Annotated in this window: 14 protein-coding genes and 1 tRNA gene; 7 read left to right on the top strand and 8 right to left on the bottom strand. The window is 59.0% G+C overall.

Features of this window, described 5'->3' with window-relative positions:
* Nucleotides 1-82 precede the first annotated feature (82 nt).
* Both ligA and TBK1r_RS09095 read left to right on the top strand, forming a co-directional pair.
* Nucleotides 83-2,158 carry an NAD-dependent DNA ligase LigA gene (gene ligA / locus TBK1r_RS09100; protein ID WP_419581157.1) on the top strand — a complete coding sequence of 692 codons (2,076 nt, stop codon included), beginning with the start codon at nucleotides 83-85 and terminating at the stop codon, nucleotides 2,156-2,158.
* Nucleotides 2,159-2,292: 134 nt separating this feature from the next.
* Nucleotides 2,293-2,366 (top strand) — tRNA-Met (locus TBK1r_RS09095).
* 271 nt (nucleotides 2,367-2,637) lie between these two features.
* On the opposite strand, the gene TBK1r_RS09090 is transcribed toward TBK1r_RS09095, so the two are convergent.
* Nucleotides 2,638-2,922: a VF530 family protein gene (locus TBK1r_RS09090; protein WP_145209135.1), complete on the bottom strand. Its 285-nt coding sequence runs from the start codon at nucleotides 2,920-2,922 to the stop codon at nucleotides 2,638-2,640.
* A 139-nt stretch (nucleotides 2,923-3,061) separates the two neighbouring features.
* On the opposite strand from TBK1r_RS09090, the gene TBK1r_RS09085 reads away from it, so the two are divergent.
* Together TBK1r_RS09085 and TBK1r_RS09080 are read left to right on the top strand one after the other, a co-directional pair.
* Complete coding sequence (locus TBK1r_RS09085) at nucleotides 3,062-3,688, top strand: CDP-alcohol phosphatidyltransferase family protein (protein ID WP_419581156.1); 627 nt, start codon at nucleotides 3,062-3,064, stop codon at nucleotides 3,686-3,688.
* Between the two features lie 102 nt (nucleotides 3,689-3,790).
* A complete protein-coding gene (locus TBK1r_RS09080) occupies nucleotides 3,791-4,249 on the top strand; it encodes a TIGR03067 domain-containing protein (protein ID WP_145209129.1) in 459 nt (152 codons plus the stop codon).
* A gap of 287 nt (nucleotides 4,250-4,536) precedes the next feature.
* Here the strand turns inward: TBK1r_RS09080 and TBK1r_RS09075 are convergent, their stop codons facing one another.
* From TBK1r_RS09075 to ychF, 6 genes are all read right to left on the bottom strand, one after another.
* Nucleotides 4,537-6,246 (bottom strand): IS1182 family transposase, encoded by a 1,710-nt coding sequence (locus tag TBK1r_RS09075; RefSeq protein ID WP_419581155.1) that lies wholly within the window; start codon nucleotides 6,244-6,246, stop codon nucleotides 4,537-4,539.
* A gap of 711 nt (nucleotides 6,247-6,957) precedes the next feature.
* Nucleotides 6,958-9,045 carry a prolyl oligopeptidase family serine peptidase gene (locus TBK1r_RS09065; protein ID WP_419581154.1) on the bottom strand — a complete coding sequence of 696 codons (2,088 nt, stop codon included), beginning with the start codon at nucleotides 9,043-9,045 and terminating at the stop codon, nucleotides 6,958-6,960.
* A gap of 182 nt (nucleotides 9,046-9,227) precedes the next feature.
* The gene (locus TBK1r_RS09060; protein WP_419581153.1) at nucleotides 9,228-9,896 is read right to left on the bottom strand and encodes a DOMON domain-containing protein; all 669 of its coding nucleotides are present in this window, start codon (nucleotides 9,894-9,896) and stop codon (nucleotides 9,228-9,230) included.
* A gap of 69 nt (nucleotides 9,897-9,965) precedes the next feature.
* Complete coding sequence (locus tag TBK1r_RS09055) at nucleotides 9,966-10,331, bottom strand: amidohydrolase (protein WP_145209123.1); 366 nt, start codon at nucleotides 10,329-10,331, stop codon at nucleotides 9,966-9,968.
* Between the two features lies 1 nt (nucleotide 10,332).
* A complete protein-coding gene (locus tag TBK1r_RS09050) occupies nucleotides 10,333-10,953 on the bottom strand; it encodes a hypothetical protein (RefSeq protein WP_473772496.1) in 621 nt (206 codons plus the stop codon).
* Nucleotides 10,954-11,004: 51 nt separating this feature from the next.
* Nucleotides 11,005-12,096 (bottom strand): redox-regulated ATPase YchF, encoded by a 1,092-nt coding sequence (gene ychF / locus TBK1r_RS09045; protein ID WP_145209117.1) that lies wholly within the window; start codon nucleotides 12,094-12,096, stop codon nucleotides 11,005-11,007.
* 291 nt (nucleotides 12,097-12,387) lie between these two features.
* On the opposite strand from ychF, the gene TBK1r_RS09040 reads away from it, so the two are divergent.
* Nucleotides 12,388-13,119 carry a RodZ family helix-turn-helix domain-containing protein gene (locus TBK1r_RS09040; RefSeq protein WP_145209114.1) on the top strand — a complete coding sequence of 244 codons (732 nt, stop codon included), beginning with the start codon at nucleotides 12,388-12,390 and terminating at the stop codon, nucleotides 13,117-13,119.
* A gap of 199 nt (nucleotides 13,120-13,318) precedes the next feature.
* Nucleotides 13,319-14,359, top strand: a complete 1,041-nt coding sequence (gene lpxK / locus TBK1r_RS09035; RefSeq protein ID WP_145209111.1) for a tetraacyldisaccharide 4'-kinase — start codon at nucleotides 13,319-13,321, stop codon at nucleotides 14,357-14,359.
* 23 nt (nucleotides 14,360-14,382) lie between these two features.
* Here the strand turns inward: lpxK and TBK1r_RS09030 are convergent, their stop codons facing one another.
* The gene (locus TBK1r_RS09030; protein WP_095738279.1) at nucleotides 14,383-14,805 is read right to left on the bottom strand and encodes an RrF2 family transcriptional regulator; all 423 of its coding nucleotides are present in this window, start codon (nucleotides 14,803-14,805) and stop codon (nucleotides 14,383-14,385) included.
* Nucleotides 14,806-14,987: 182 nt separating this feature from the next.
* Between TBK1r_RS09030 and TBK1r_RS09025 the strand changes: the two genes are divergently transcribed.
* On the top strand, nucleotides 14,988-16,289 hold the full coding sequence (locus TBK1r_RS09025; RefSeq protein WP_145209108.1) for a hypothetical protein: 1,302 nt from the start codon (nucleotides 14,988-14,990) through the stop codon (nucleotides 16,287-16,289).
* Nucleotides 16,290-16,315 lie beyond the last annotated feature (26 nt).

Below are 16,315 nucleotides of genomic sequence, written 5' to 3'. Positions count from 1 at the left end.
GTGCCCCGTGGCGAGCCCCCGAAGCGACGCGGTAAATTACGTCGCCCCCTTGTCTGCCACCGACCTTTTTTCGATCGATTCCATGACGACTCCGGCAAAACGCGTCCAAGCACTTCGCGATGAAATTCGCCGTCACGACCACGCGTATTACGTGTTGGCCAAGCCGTCGATCAGTGACTTGGAATACGATCGGCTGCTGGAAGAATTGCGAGACCTGGAAACCGAACACCCCGATCTGCTCACGCCCGACTCGCCGACCCAACGCATCGGCGATCAACCGGTCGAGCATCTGGTCCAGGTTCCGCATTCGGTCCCCATGCTGTCGATCGACAACACGTACAGCCGCGAGGAATTGAAAGCCTACTTTGACCGCACCGAAAAACTGCTCCAAGGCCAGCCGATCGAGTGGGTGATGGAATACAAGATCGACGGGGTGGCCGCCTCGGTGCGTTACGAAAATGGCGAGATGAAGCTTGCGGTGACGCGAGGCAACGGGACCGTCGGCGACGACATCACGCACAACACCCGGACCGTTCGTGATTTGCCGCTCCGCATCAAGGGAAAGAAGGCGCCGGAGGTGTTGGAGGTGCGCGGCGAAGTCTACATGACCAACACGGACCTGGCCGACTTGAACGAACGGCAAGTCGCCGCGGGAGCCGAGCCGTTCAAGAACACCCGCAACGTCACGGCCGGCACGATTCGGTTGCTCGATCCGGCCATCGCCGCCGAACGCAATCTGCGATTCTTTTGCCATGGCGTGGGACAAGTCGATGGGCTGGCCGCGACCAACCACATGCAATTCCTGGAGGAAATCGCGGCGTATGGCATTCCCATGACACCCGATGTCCGCGTCTTTCCCAGTGCCGCGGCGGTGATCGAGGCGGTCGACGAGCTGGAACAGGGGATGCCCGACCTGCCATTTGAGGTCGACGGGATTGTGTTCAAAGTCAACGATTTCGCGCAGCGTGAAAAACTGGGCATGCGGAGCAAGAGTCCGCGATGGTTGATCGCCTATAAGTTTGAACGTTACGAAGCGGTCACACGTTTAAGCGACATCAGCGTTCAAGTCGGCAAGACGGGAGCCGTCACCCCGGTGGCTCACCTGGAACCGGTGGAGATCGCCGACACGACTGTCTCGCGCGCCTCACTGCACAATGCCGACGAGATCGAACGGTTGGACGTGCGAATCGGAGACGTGGTGGTGGTCGAAAAAGCGGGGAAGATCATCCCCAAGGTGGTGCGCGTCGAAAAACACCTGCGCAAGGGAAAGCTTTCGCCGTATCGTTTTCCAGAGACGTGCCCGGAGTGCGAAACGGATTTGGTTCGCGACGACGGGGGAGTCTACATCCGATGCCCCAATCCCCAATGCCCCGCGCAGCTGAAACAGCGCTTGATTTACTTCGGCAGCCGTCCCGGAATGGACATCGATGGACTAGGCGAGGAAGTCGTGGACCTGCTGCTCGGCCACGGTCTGCTACACAGCTACGCCGACCTGTATCGTCTGTCGGTCGATCAGGTCGCGTCGTTGGATTGGCTGAAACAACGCAAAGGGAAAGATGGGAAATTGATTGTCGTCAAGGTCGGCGAGCGAAATGCTGAAAACCTGATCGCGGGAATCGACAAGAGCCGTGATCGCGGGCTGGCCCGGGTGCTGTCCTCGATTTCGATTCGGCACGTCGGTCCACGCGTCGCGTCGCTGATCACGGCGAAGTACCACACCCTCGAAAAGCTCCGCGAGGCATCGGTCGAAGATCTGGCGGATCTGCATGAGATCGGAGATCGCATCGCCAAGAGTTTGCATGAATTTTTGCACAGCGACTACGGCCGGAAGACGCTCGACGAACTCGCCGCCGAAGGCGTCAAATTGGAAGACCCCGAACCCGTCGAGGTCGAGGGCGGTCGTTTGTTGGAAGGGAAAACCCTCGTCGTCACGGGGACCCTGAAACACTACAAGCGGGACGAGATCAAAAAACTGATCTCGGAACTGGGCGGCCGAGCGTCGGGTAGCGTCAGCAAAAACACGGACTTTTTGGTCGCCGGAGAAAAAGCCGGCAGCAAGCTGACCAAGGCCAACGAATTGGGGGTCAAGGTGCTCTCCGAACAGGCGTTCCAGAATTTAGTTGCCGGACAGGATGGGGGTCACGGGAGTGACCGATGACGCCGATGCGTTGCCGTCAGACCGGCCGGTGGGGTGAATCAAGGACGAAGATTTTCCCGTCGGAGAAGGTCCGCGGGAGAGTTCAAGACGAGGCTTGTCAGGCTTGGCCGGCTTTGGCATACTGTCCCGCACTTGGCGAGGTAGCTCAGTCGGTTAGAGCGGTGGCTTCATAAGCCATAGGTCGCTGGTTCAAGTCCAGTCCTCGCTACTTCTTTCTCCGCGGTCCGTTCTGTGACCGCCTGTTCTGTGGCAGTACCCTTCTGTGACAGCACCGTTCGGCCCCAGTATTTGGCGTCCCCACCACGACCCCAAAAACACTGCATCGCCGGATTCTTCCCCCGGCCAACCACTCGATGGGTTGCACACCGAACGCATCAGGCCGCCGATCGTTCGGCCGCCCCTATCAATCCGCCAGCCATTATTCTGCCCCGTATCATTCTGCCATCCGATTGCGATTCCCCCATCGCTGGCTAACCCACTCAGTCTTCACCATCCTGTCCGTCGACATCGCCCCCGCTCCCAAAGTTTGGAGCGACGTTTCGATTCTCGTAGCAGATCGACCGCAGATACAGCCGCTCCACCTTGGCTCTGGCCCAGGGTGTTTTCCGCAGAAACTTCAGGCTTGATTTGAGACTGGGATCGTGTGTGAAGCAGCGAATTTGGATTCGGTTGCCCAGTTCTTCCCACCCGTACCGTTCGACCAGCCGCTCCAGCAAGTCTGCCAATGTGACGCCGTGCAGCGGATTGTTGGGTTGCTGATTCATCGTTGTCGCTGGTCGGAAGCCTGCAAGGCACGCAAAGATTCGGTTCGGGTGGTGTCCGGATCAATGGTATGCTCGGGTTCGTGTCGTTGGATAGCCCACCAACCGCCTGCGGTGTTGCAGGAGGGAGAGAGCCGGGAACGTGACTATCGCACCTGAAACAGATCGTTGGTTGACGGCTCCCAACGTGATCACCACGTCCCGTATTGTAGGCTCCCCGGCGCTGGTCCCGTTGGCGATCGCCCAGCAGATGACTTGGCTGGCCGCCTTGGCGATCTTTCTGGTTTTCACCGAATGGTTGGACGGATATCTGGCCCGACGATCCCACGCCACTTCGGCCGTCGGCGCACGTCTGGATACGGTCGCGGACGCCGTTTTCTACTCGTCCGTGCTGCTCGCGTTGATTGCGTACCAGCCCGATCTGGTCGCCACCGAGAAGTATTGGATGCTGGTGGCGATCACGAGTTATGCGTTGAATTGGCTAGCCTGTCTGATCAAGTTTCGGCGGCTGCCCAGCTACCACACCTGGGCCGCCAAGGGGGTTTGGTTGATCATCATCCCCGGCACAGCCCTCTGGCTGGCCGGCATCACCCCCTGGCTCGTGCGCCTTTCGATGGTTTGCGTCACGTTGGCCAATACCGAAGCGATCTTGATCACCTGGGTGCTGCGCGAGTGCCGGGTAGACGTCCCGTCGCTCTGGCACGCCCGAAAAATCAATTGGCGAGTTGCCGCCGATGAGCATGTGGCAATGCGACAAGAAAATGGGTGACAAGAATACCCGAATCCAAAAGTGATCGGACCTGGAGGATGACGCAACGCCTACAATCGGGGATGTTTTTCGTTGTCCGTTTAGAGGTGGAGGACCGGTGCGATGCGTAGTTTAGTGATGGGGCTATTGGTGGTTGGGTTCGCTTTTCCGCTCGCCGCGCATGCGGACGATGCGACAGACCGGGCCGTCCAAAAGGATCGCAAGAAACTGCAGGGCACTTGGCAAGTCACCTCGCTCGTGATCGCCGGCAACAAAGCAAAAAACGAAGACGTGAAGAAGCTCACGGTCGTCAACGGCGATGACGGCACATGGAGCGTGCGTTCGGAAGACAAGGAAACGAGCAAAGGCACAAGCACGATTTCACCGAGGGCAAGACCCAAAACCATCGACTTCACCGCGACCGAGGGCGGAGGCAGCGGCGATCAATTTGTCGGGATCTATCAGCTCGGTAAAAAGAACCGAAAGCTTTGCTTTGTGCGAAACGACAAAGACCGTCCCACCGACTTCACGTCCACGCCTGAGAATCAGCACATCCTTGTGACGTTCAAGCGAATTGAGTAGGGCTTGCGGTGGATACCATCGGACGCGCAGTGGGCACTTCGGTTTACTTTGAGACCGAACGGGGTGCTTCTTGTTAGCGGCAGGGCGCGAGCCCTCCGGTCTACCTACGTCGGCACCGGACGGCTCGCGGCCTGTCGATTTAGTTCCTGGGGACGGTTGATTCGATTTTGGTTCCGGACGAGGCTTTTATGGTGCTATGCGGGGCATCCAGAGTCGTTGGTAAGCGTGTTGACGGGATCGTGGCGTTCGCTTGTGGCGGATTTCGTTCGAAATGCCCCCTATCTCCCCTAGTTTGCTGTTCCGAGCGATTGTGTCGCCGCGGCGGCGCGCAGCTTCGCCAAGTAACTCATGATTTTCTTCAGATTGAATCCGGTCGCCGCCCAGCGCCATTCTTGATTCACACCTGCGATACCTCGAAGCAGGAATCGCCGCATATCAAGCGTGCTCTTGATCACGGCGAAAGGCGTTTCACCGAAATGCTGACGACGAGAGTAAGCCTCTTTGGCTGCAGGCGTTTCCATTCGCGCACGCTGCCGACGTCGCGCTCCTTCATGCTCATCATGCATCGTCTCGCGACCACGTGGCGGGCCAGGCTTGCGACCACGTCGCTTGCCCGCTCGCTTGTCCGACGAGGTCGCTTCGCTGGACTCCTGGGACGATGCCTCGCTGCTGCTTGCCTCGTCTTTTGGCTTCACGTTCTTGCGACAACGCCCAGCCAGCGTGCAGCCCTCGCATTCAAAACAGGTGTAAACCTTTCGCTGCACCGGAGAGCCGTCGCCATGCGTCGTGTTCTCGGTCGTCCGATGTGAAAGCACTTTGCCTGCCGGGCAGTAATAGCAGTCGTTCGCTTCGTCGTACACAAACGCTGCTTTGTCAAATCGTTTGGTTTGTGGATTAACCGGCAACTGATCAATCTGATCGGCGGCAACGGGCTCAGTCAAATCCGAACGCTCGGCAGGGTTGTTCTCGCGATTGGTTTCGGCAAGCGGGCCAATCAGTTCGATCTGTTTTTCCTCAGCCGCAGTGAGGTTTTTGCCCGTCGTGTAAGCCGAGTCAGCCATGACTCGCTTAATGTCAATTCCAAAGTCGTTGGCCACACAGTCGACGATGGTGGCAAATTCGTGGTGTTCGACGTTGCCGATCAAGACGTCCGCCGCAACGATCAGGCCGCTCTGCGTTTCGGTCGTCGCCATCGGAGTAAAGTTGGCTGCGTAACCACCCTCCTTATTGGGAAGAATGCGACTGTCCGTGTCAGTCTTGGGTAACTGGGCGGGGCCCTTCGTCCCATTTTTCCTGCGGACTTCGTCCATCGCATTGACCGTCTCCAGATGAGCGGCCAGTTGTGAGCGGCGTGACTTCAAGTTGGCGACGGCGGCGGGGATGCGGTCCGCCGAAACGTCCTGGCCGATGAGATCTTCGTCGCATGCGTCGTTGACTTCGAAGGTTTCCAGGGCCTCATCAATTTGCGCGTCAAGTTCTTCGAGTGCTTTGGCTAATCGTTTGGCCGTCCAAGTCTTGTATTTGTTGGCGTCAGCCAGGATGCGTGTGCCGTCGATGCACAGTTCCGAGAGATTGGCGATCCCCAGGTTGATCGCCAGCTTGACCATTTGTTTGAAGATGCCTTTGACTGCATCACTATTGTTTCGGCGGAAGTCGCTGATCGTGCTGTGATCGATGCGGCGACCGCTGCTAAGCCAGATAAAATCGATCGAATGCTTGAGTTCGTATTCAATGTTCCGGCTGGATCGGATTCGCCGAATCATGGCAAACAGCAGGATCTTTGCCATTACGCTGGGATGGATCGGCGGCTGACCGAATCCGCCGTTGTAGGCCGCCTCCCAATCAGTCCAGTCCATCTGATCGAGAATCTCGTCGACCAAGCGAACGGGATGATCCTGAGGGATGAGTTCCTCCAGGGCGGTGGGAATGAGGACCAGTTGCCCGCGTGGTGTAGGAGCTTCCTGCCAATAGCTGGTCTTGGGTTGTCTCTGGCTCACTGGGCAAGCCTCCCTGCGTGAGAAGTGAATCGCGACGACGATCCGCCAAGAATAGCAAACATCGTGACGATGCCTACTAAGCCACCTCCCCTCGTTTTGTGGATACACTAAACCGACAGGCCGCTCGCGCCGTTCCGCTAACCACGTTCGTTTATTTTAGCGGCAGGGCGCGAGCCCTCCGGTCTACCTACGTCGGCACCGGACGGCTCGCGCCGTTCCGCTAACCACGTTCGTTTATTTTAGCGGCAGGGCGCGAGCCCTCCGGTCTGCCTACGCCGGCACCGGACGGCTCGCGCCGTTCCGCTAACAACGTTGGTTTATTTTAGCGGCAGGGCGTGAGCCCTCCGGTCTACCTACGCCGGCACCGGACGGCTCGCGCCGTTCCGCTAACAACGTTCGTTTATTTTAGCGGCAGGGCGCGAGCCCTCCGGTCTACCTACGCCGGCACCGGACGGCTCGCGCCGTTCCGCTAACAACGTTGGTTTATTTTAGCGGTAGGACGCGAGCCCTCCGGTCTTTCAAGGTCAAACCGGACGACTTGCGCCCTTCCGCTAAGACCATCGGAAATCAATGCTTCACAGCGATGGTTAGGGCCCGGGAACAAGTGAAGCAGCACGCCCTCTCAGCGTGTTCTCCCCATCATTCTGCCCCGTATCATTCTGCCATCCGTTATGCCACCTTCTCCCCCAACGCCTCTCCGTCACCATCGCCTCAAGGCTTCCACCGTTCGTCAAAAAATCCCGCCGCTTCAACGTTGCCGGGATCTCGCATCGTCGCGCCGTCGTCGATCTCCAGGATCGCCCAGTCGGGCAGCTTGGGCGTTTGGCGTGCGTTGTTCAGATAGTCGTATTCGCGAAAGGTGAAGCCGCTGTTGAGCACGACGTAGCGGTCGGGGCTTAGCGGATTGGGATAGATCATTGCGACCGCGTGAGCCTTGCGAGGCCAGGTCTTCGATCCCAGCTCGATGGTGTCGTTGTTCCATTTGACCGGCAGGGCGTCGGCAAGTCGGGCGATCACGGAATTGGATTCCGGGTCGCCGAACAGGACCAAGTGGTGGGTGGCGATTTGTTCTTTCGTCAGCTGGCGATCCAGAACCCGTTGAACGTCGCCGCGAAAGTGCTTTCGCCAATGCAACTGTGCGTGTTCGGCTTCGGCAGCCACCCAAGCTTGCAAGGCCGGGTCATCGCATGGTTTGGAGGGAAGCACAAACAGAAAGGAGTCCATGAAGGCGTCGTCGATCGGTCCTTGCAAACCCGGTCGCTTGCGAACGCCGGCCTCGTCGATCTTGCCGGACAGCCAACGCCCGTCGCGACGGACAAACTCCGCGCTCCAAGACCGATCCGATCGCACCGCCGGCGTTTGGCATTCGGAGCCATCGATAACGACGATGGGACGCTCGGGCAGACGTCCCGGCCACTGTCCGGGAGCAAAGTCCAACCGCAGGTGCGTCACGTTGGATGTCTCTACCGCGATGCGTGTCTGACTTTCCGCGTCGATGAATTTCGCCTGAACGTGCGCGGTGTCCCAATGTTTCTTCAAACCGTCAACGGTGACCCAGTGCATGCGGTTGTAACGCAAGGTCTGCGTCGTGAAATCGATCGTCCGTGGCACCGTCGGCTGGACCGATGCCGCCAGAGCATTCATCCGAGCTTCGATTTCAACCTTGGAATCCTCGTGGATTTTGTGCGCGGTTTGCGGTCCGATGACGTGCACCAAATCGATACCGTGCCGGGCCAACGACGCCTCCATCACATCCGCGGCTTGTTTCTGGCGATCGATTTCTCCGCTGTAGGCGACGGTCGGACAGTGCACCAGATTGCGTGACCAGTGGGGGCAATCGTACAGTCGCCAAAGCGTCCGCTGGTAATCCGGAGTCGACGAAAGGTCTTCGCCTTGGAACGACTTCAAGAACTCAGGCGTTTCGGAAAACCCCGCACCGGGATTGGCGGCAAAAAAGCGATCGGCGTAATGGGTCGCAAACTGCCAGCATGCGGCGCCGCCCATCGAAAAACCGCGTACGCTGGTGCGCGACCGGTCGACGGGCAAGTGGTCGCGGACGTGTTCGAGCGCTTCCAACACGTCGACTTCGCCGGCAAATTTGAACGCGTTGCTGTAGCGACCATACGGGTGCAAGACAAACGTGTCGGCGGGAGTGTATTGGCCGGCGGAGGTGCGTCCCTTGGCCAAGAAACTGACTTCGCTAAGTGTTTCACCACGACCGTGAAACCAGATGTCCAATCGTCTCGGCCGCGAGTCACCGTGGGTGTATCCGGCCGGAACGACCACCGCGTAGGGCTGGTACGACCGATCGATCTTGGATTGATAGCCGCCGATGATCAGTTGCTGGCTCTCTCCGTCACCGATCCCCACGACCCGACTCCATTGCGGCGTCACCCCGGCGACATCGATCCGACGTTTCGCCTCCTCCAACAGCGAGACCGCGTTGTTGAAATCGTTCGGTTGGTAAAACTGTTTGAACTCCAGCGCGAGTTCGACCGCACGGGGAAAGACCAGGATTTCTGGCGTCAACTCCGACAGCGTCTGGAGCGTTTGCTGATGCTGTGCCCGTTGCCACTTGTTTCCCGACCGAGCTTTTTCTTCGGCGCGCCCGAGCAATTCACTCCAAACGCGGCGGACGTTCTGGCATGCGTCGATCAGTTGTTGCGACTGTGCGTCATCCAAGTCCTCGCCCAGCGGCGGAATCGGCCGGACCGAATCCGCGAGATTGTCGGCGGGGCCATCGGCGACAGCGATCGATGCCATCCAAAGGCAGAGAGCGACCAGCAACGGAAACTTCACGGTGAGACCTTCGGGGAGGGGGTTTTAGGTTTCAAGTTTCAGGTTCCAAGTTATCAGTACTTCCGTCTTCAGACGATGTCCGACATTTTCCTGTCACCCATTTTCTTGTCTGACTCGTTGCCGTTCATCGTCCATTTTTCTGTCCATCATTTTTCTGCTAACAGCTAACAGCTAACAGCTAACTAAACCAGCACCGCGTCGGCCCACAGGCTGGGGTCTTCGGTGACGGGGTATTCAGGGCCGGCGCCGAGCGTTTGCCAACCGAGTTCGCGATCGATCACGGCGTAATAGATCGCCAGACGTGATTGATCGGATGGATCAAATCCGGTCAGTGCGGAGCTGGGGATCAGACCGCACAACTCGTAGCCGTCGTGACGCGCGAACGCTTTGATCGATAACGCGTCGGCCGCGATCGACTTGGGGTTACCGCGGGCGCGATTGATTTCGATTAGAGACGCGATCGGTCGTTCGCGCCTCGGACCACCACCGGCAGGCATGAAAAGAAAACGGTGGCAGTATTGTGTCGCCCGGTGAATGTTGGGGCTGCATCGCGTGTCCAACCACAAATGAAAGCCGTCGCTTTCATCCAGTCGCGTCTCGCGGCACCAAGGCACTTGCCGCTTTCCATTGACCAGAATCTGGACCCCGATCCCGTCTTCGGACCAGCCGAGACGCACATCGGCAAACACCTTGCGGCCACCGAGCGCCCCGAACGATGGCATCCGGCAACTCTCGGGAAGTTTCAGGCCCTTGGAGGTCCATTCCAAATCCGCTTGACGGATCTCGACTTCAAACCGAAACAGAAACGTCGGATCGATAAAATCTTTCGTCTTGGATTTGGAATCGGGCACGGAAGGGGCCGTGGTGGTTGGGGGGCGGTTAGGGTTTGGCCCAGGGGCCAAGAGACGCAAGCTGGAAGCTTACGCCACGGGGGGATGGACGATGTGGGTGATGGCGTCGAGCGCCAGACGGAGTGACTTGGCGGCCATCACAAAGTTGGTGTGCCCGCTGACTTCGGGTTGAATCTCCTCGTACAACTCGGTGGCTTTGCGGAGCTTGGAGAGTTTCTTTTTGGCCATTTTCAGATAGACCGCATCGTCCTGGACGTCGTCGATCGGCCCGACCGCCAGGATGAAGTCGTAAATGTCTCTGACGACACTCCGTAGTTCTTCGTCGTCTTCCGCTTCGTCGGCGTGCTTGAGGAATGTTCGCACCATCCAAAGATGCGCGACTTGATGGTCAATGGCTTCGACCCGGTCGCGTGATTCGGTCGGTGAAGCGTTCATCTCACAACGTTTCCGTGGATTCCGGTTTCTCGGGGGCGGCGGCATCGGCCGTTGCAATCGACTCGGTGGCCGGAACGGCCGCCTTTTTGGGCGCGTGGCCGTGCGGCGTGTTCATCGCCACCAAGACGACACCGACAACGGTCAAGCCCATCCCGACCCACAACAACGGGTTGATTTCCAAGGGGCCGTGCCCACGCAGTTTAATGATCGAAACAATTGCCGTGACCGAAACGGCACCGCCGAAGACGATCGGCATCACCAACAACGCGTTGCCGCGACTGGTCATCATTGCGGTCGTCAGGCAGAGCGCGCCGAAAGCCCCGAGGGTGCCGGCCAGGAATCCCCATTTCGCGGTCGCAAAATGTGAGAGGCCATCGACTCCGGGGACAGGAGCGAAATAGTTGAAACTGTCGCCTTTGAATTTCATCATCGCCAACCCGCCGGCAATCGCGATCACCAGATACGCGATCCCGATGAACACGTAGGGCTTAAACGGCGTCCAGCCATCGGGCGGCAACAACGGTTTCCCATCGATCCGCGGTGCCTGTGCGTTTCCAATGGTTGGTCCGTAGCAGCCCCAGAAGAGTGCAGTGCCGAGGGCAAAGAGGATGGGAATCAGCATCTTAGTCATGAATACCTGAGCGGAAGTGCTTCGTAGTTGAGGGTGGCCGAATCAGATTTTGTGAAGGAAATGACAGATGTCACCGTCTTGCATAACGTAGTCTTTCCCCTCCACGCGTAGTTTACCGGCTTGGCGAATTTCTTTCTCGCTGCCGTAGGTTTCCAGGTCTTCGAGCGTGTAGACCTCGCAGCGAATGAACCCCTTTTCGAAGTCGCTGTGAATCACGCCGGCGGCCTGGGGAGCGGTCGCGCCGACGGGGATGGTCCAGGCCCGGACCTCTTTTTCGCCCGCGGTGAAGTAGCTTTGCAGCCCCAGGGTCTTGTAGGCGGCCTGCGCGATCGTGCTCAGCGCCGGCGCTTCCAACCCCACGTCGGCTAACATTTCATCGCGATCGGCGTCGTCGAGTTCCGCCAATTCGGCTTCCAGTTTCGCGCTGACGCAGACCACGTTGGCTCCCGACGTCTCGGCGTGTTGGCGAACCTTGTCCACCAGCGGATCTTTTCCTTCCAAGTCGTTTTCGTCCACGTTGGCGACGTACAAGATCGGTTTGGCCGTCATCAAACCAAAGCTGTGAATCGATTTGGCTTCCGGTTCGGTCAAGTTCAGCGTTCGCAAGGGCTGCTCCGATTCCAGATGCGCGTTGCATTTCTCAATCGCGGTCACCCGAATCTTCGCCTCTTTGTCACCACTGCGAGCCGTCCGCTGGGCTTTGGCGAGGGCGTTTTCCAGGGTCTGAAGGTCCGCCAGAACCAGTTCGGTTTCGATCGTGTCGATGTCGGCCAGCGGATCGACCGCACCCGAAACGTGAATCACGTCGGCGTCTTCAAAGCAGCGCACGACTTGAACGATCGCGTCGACCTGACGAATGTGGCTGAGAAATTTATTGCCCAAGCCTTCGCCGTCGCTGGCGCCTTTGACGATCCCAGCGATATCGACCAACTTGAGCGCGGCCGGGATCGTTTTTTGGGGAACGATGTACTTGGTGATTCGCCCCAAACGTTCGTCGGGAACGTTGACGATCCCCTCGTTGGGTTCGATCGTGCAAAACGGGTAATTCTCGCTTTGGGCGGCCTGCGAGCTCGTTAATGCGTTAAATAGCGTGCTCTTGCCAACGTTCGGCAATCCGACAATCCCAGCTTCCATGGCTCTGTTCAAACAGGGGGCGTGTGTGAAACGGGAAAGCGTATCATCGACGGAGCGTTTTTCGTAGGGCACAGCCCTCGCCGATGCCGCAGTGTTTTCCCAACCGTCAGGACCGGGGGGCGGCTTCGATGATCCGGCGGAATTGCCCGACCAGGCTGGACCGCAGGTGTCGGACGTGACGAAAGGATTCAATCGCACGAAGCGCCTTGACCTTCATGGAAGAAACTGGCCCAACCTCACCCGCTCCGGCGGTGAGCCCTCTCCGTTTCCTCTCCAGCCCCAGGTTTTCGCGTGCGACGCACCTCTCTCGGAATTCTGATTCTGGGCGGCGGGATCCTCTTCTCCCTGCCGTTTCGCAAGCCAACGCTGCCCGATGCCTCCGCCATCGAAGACGGGACCAAGCAAACCAAATCCGATCCGTTTGATGACGCGTCGATCGAGATGCTGGTCCGGGAAGTGACCGAAGATGTCCAAGTCCCCGTCGTCTACGACCCGCGGACGGACTATTCGCCACCGGTACAGTCGACCCCGCCGCGACAACTGCCGCTCACCTACCAGGATCTGGCCGTGCCGGTGGATCGAGACCCCTTCTACGAAAACCGGTTCAACGCCACCGCAGCCGTCGCCGATCGAGCGACCAGCCCCGATGAAGCACAGCGGCTGGCCGAACTGGAACGCGTGTTTGCCCAGACCCAGTACGTCGATCAATCGATCGCGGGCCTGCACACCGACAGCGTTCCTCCCGCGGCCATCTCCCCCGATGGCAAACAATGGGTTTACCAGAACGCGATCGGCGAGCCCCCTTCGCTGGCTGATGCCGCCGCGCCAAACTCGGTCGCGTCCCCCAGTCATCCCGCCAACCCTCCCGGCGCCCAACTGGCAAGCTCGGCGGCCGTCGGTCCACCCGCTCGATCCAGCCAATCCGGTGACTTCTCGGTGCTGTCGCAATTGCCGCCCCCGGATGACCAAGCCGGCAGCGGTGCCGCCGAGCGTCCCCGCCACTGGATTCGGCAACCCGATTGAGCCCCTATGCATGGCAAGGTGCCACGCAGCGCCCCTCACTGACGCGTCGGGCTACCGTCATCGCGTCGAATTCGGAGCATCGACCAAATCGATAGGCCTCTCGCGGACTGCCGCTAATACGTTGTAAAACACTGAAATCAATGCTTCACAACGTTTCCGTTCCCGACTCCCGCTCCGCCAACACCCTCAGTCATTCGCGTTGGACTATCGATCGATCATGAGCGGCCGGCGTCGCGGTCTGTTCGCCGGACTGATGCGAGCCGGGTTATCGGCCGCGGCGGTTCCCTACGCCGTCGTCGTGGCGCGGCGAAATCGTCGCTTCGATCAAGGCCACGGCGTCCAACGCTGCGACGCGCCGGTGATCAGTATCGGCAACCTGACGACCGGTGGCACGGGAAAGACTCCCGTCGTCGCTGATCTGGCACGGCGGTTCCGCAAGCACGGCGTCCGTGTGGCGATCGTCTCGCGCGGTTACGGTCGAGGCGATGCGGATGAAAATGACGAAGCCGCCGAACTGCACCAGCGGTTGCCGGATGTCCCCCACGTGCAAAACCCCGATCGCGTCGAGGCTGCACGGATCGCCGTCGATGAACTCGAATCACAATTGATTCTGATGGACGACGGATTTCAACATCGCCGCCTGCATCGGGACCTGGACATCGTCTTGATCGACATGACGTGCCCGTTCGGTTACGGACACTTGTTGCCACGCGGATTGTTGCGTGAGCCGATCGCAAGCCTGACGCGGGCGCAGGTCGCGATCTTGACGCGATGTGATCAAGTCGCCGAAGGAGACATCGCGGCGGTGATGCAGGCAATCCGTTCGTGCAATCAAGACCTGTTGGTCCTGCGTTCAAATCATCGACCGAGCGGTTTGCTGCAGCACCCCGATCAACGTACGCCCGTCGACGCCTTGCGCGGTCAGCGCGTGGCGTTGATCAGCGGCATCGGCAATCCCGCCGCCTTCCGCCGAACCGTCGAAGACGGGGGCGCTGAAGTCGTCGCCGAAAAGGTGCTGCCGGATCATGCCCAATACGATCGCGACACGATCGAGCAACTCAATCGCTGGGCCGACGGTTTGAATGATGTACAGCAATTGATCTGCACGCAAAAAGATCTGGTCAAGTTACAGACCGACCGGATCGCCAAGCGGCCACTGTTGGCGCTGACGATCGACGCCGAGATCGAACCATCGGAAGCCTTCGACGCGATGCTCGAAGACCTTGCCAAATCGTGCTAAACGCAAGCTGGAAGCGTACGCCACTATTTTGATTCGCACAGCGGGATGATCTCGCTGGTCGATTCGACGAGCGCTTTGATCGTCACGCCGGCAAACGCCGCTTCGGTCGCCGCGTAGGCTTTGTCGAGTTCGGCGTGCAGCGGACAGAGCTTGTGGTGCGACTTCAGCCCCAGCGGACAGCGGCGGATCCGCTCGATCGGTGCGACCGTATTGACCACGTCCAGAATCGTCAGCTCGTCCGTCGAGCGGCTCAGTTCATACCCGCCTCCCGGCCCCGGTCGCGAACGCACCAAGCCGGCCGCAGCCAAATCCTGAAGCACGCGAGTTAAATAGCGGCGCGGCACCTTCGTCTGCTCGGCCAGACGGTCCGCCGAGGCGGGTTCCCCAGGCTGGCCCCCCATGCAAGCGACGGCGCGAAGGGCGTATTCGGCGGTTTTGGATAGCATGAATTTGCCCGAAACTCGGAAACGGCGAAATAGTGCACATTGACGTGCAGAATGTTAAAATATAACCTGATCGGTGGCTTGGTGCTCTGCCAATTTTCGATTCGGTCGAAGCATCAGTGGGTTCATGAACGCCACGTTTTCACGTTTGTAGGGAGTTTCCCGTGTGCCGGAGAAGATTGTCAATGCGTCCTCGGCGTGCCATCGTCGTACTGGTCACGGTTCTCACGACCACACTCTGTGTTTCCGATTCGTTCGCACAGCAGGGAAATTTTGAACGCGAGCCGATCAATTATCTCGACGCGGAGGTCAACGACCCGGTCGCCCAACTGTCCAAGAAACTTGAATCCGGCGAAACGACGCTCCGTTACGACGACCAGTTCGGGTACCTGCAATCGGTGCTGGAAGCGTTGGACGTCCCGGTCAGTTCTCAAACGTTGGTGTTTTCCAAAACCAGTCTCCAATTGCATCGCATTTCTCCACGGCGACCCCGTGCGCTTTACTTTAACGACGATGTTTATGTCGGCTACTGCCAAAACGGTGACGTGCTCGAGTTTGCCGCGACCGATGCGAACCAGGGAGCGATTTTTTACACGCTGAAACAGTCCGCTCGGGACGACCAGCCGTCGTTCGTTCGCGACCGTGGCAACTGCTTGTCCTGCCACGCGTCCAGCCGCACACAGGGGGTTCCCGGCTACTTGATCCGCAGCGTCTTCTCGGACCCCGCGGGCCGTCCCAAGTTGGGCAGTGGCACGTTTCTGACCGACCACACCAGCCCCTTCGAACAGCGCTGGGGCGGTTGGTACGTCACCGGTAGCCACGGTGAGATGCGTCACATGGGCAACACGATTTGTGAAGGCGACGAATACACGTTCGATCGTGATCCCGGCGCGAATCAATCCGACTTGGACGAGTACATCGACACCGACGATTACATCGCGCCGCACAGCGACATCGTGGCCTTGATGGTGTTGGAACACCAAACGCAAATGCACAATGCGATTGCGGCGGCCAACTACGAAACGCGCCAAGCCCTGCACCAGTCCTATCAGATGAATGAACTGCTGGAGCGGCCGAAGGATCACATCAGTGAGAGTGCCCAGCGGCGGATCGCAGCGTCGGCCGACCGTGTGCTGCGCTACCTGTTGATGGTCGACGAGTTTCAGTTGACCGACGCGGTGAAGGGAGCGTCGGATTTCGAAGCGGAATTCGCATCACGCGGGATCAGAGATTCACGCGGTCGATCGCTCCGTGAGTTCGACTTGCAAACCCGATTGTTCAAGTACCCGTGCAGCTACCTGATTCATTCACCCGCGTTCGATGCGTTGCCGAAGCAGGTTCGCGAACAAGTCGTCGCCCGCTTGTTTGCGATCCTCGAAGGCCGAGACGATTCACCGGACTTCGAACACCTGACTCCGAAGATGCGCCGAGACATTCTCGACATCTTGATCGAAACCAAGCCCGAATTCTCAGGCCGCGCATCGTAAAAGGTTGGTAGGAAATCAGTGGGATT

It is taken from the genome of Stieleria magnilauensis, from assembly GCA_007753675.1.
GTDB lineage: Bacteria > Planctomycetota > Planctomycetia > Pirellulales > Pirellulaceae > Stieleria > Stieleria magnilauensis.
This window is presented reverse-complemented; position numbering and strand designations above follow the sequence as displayed.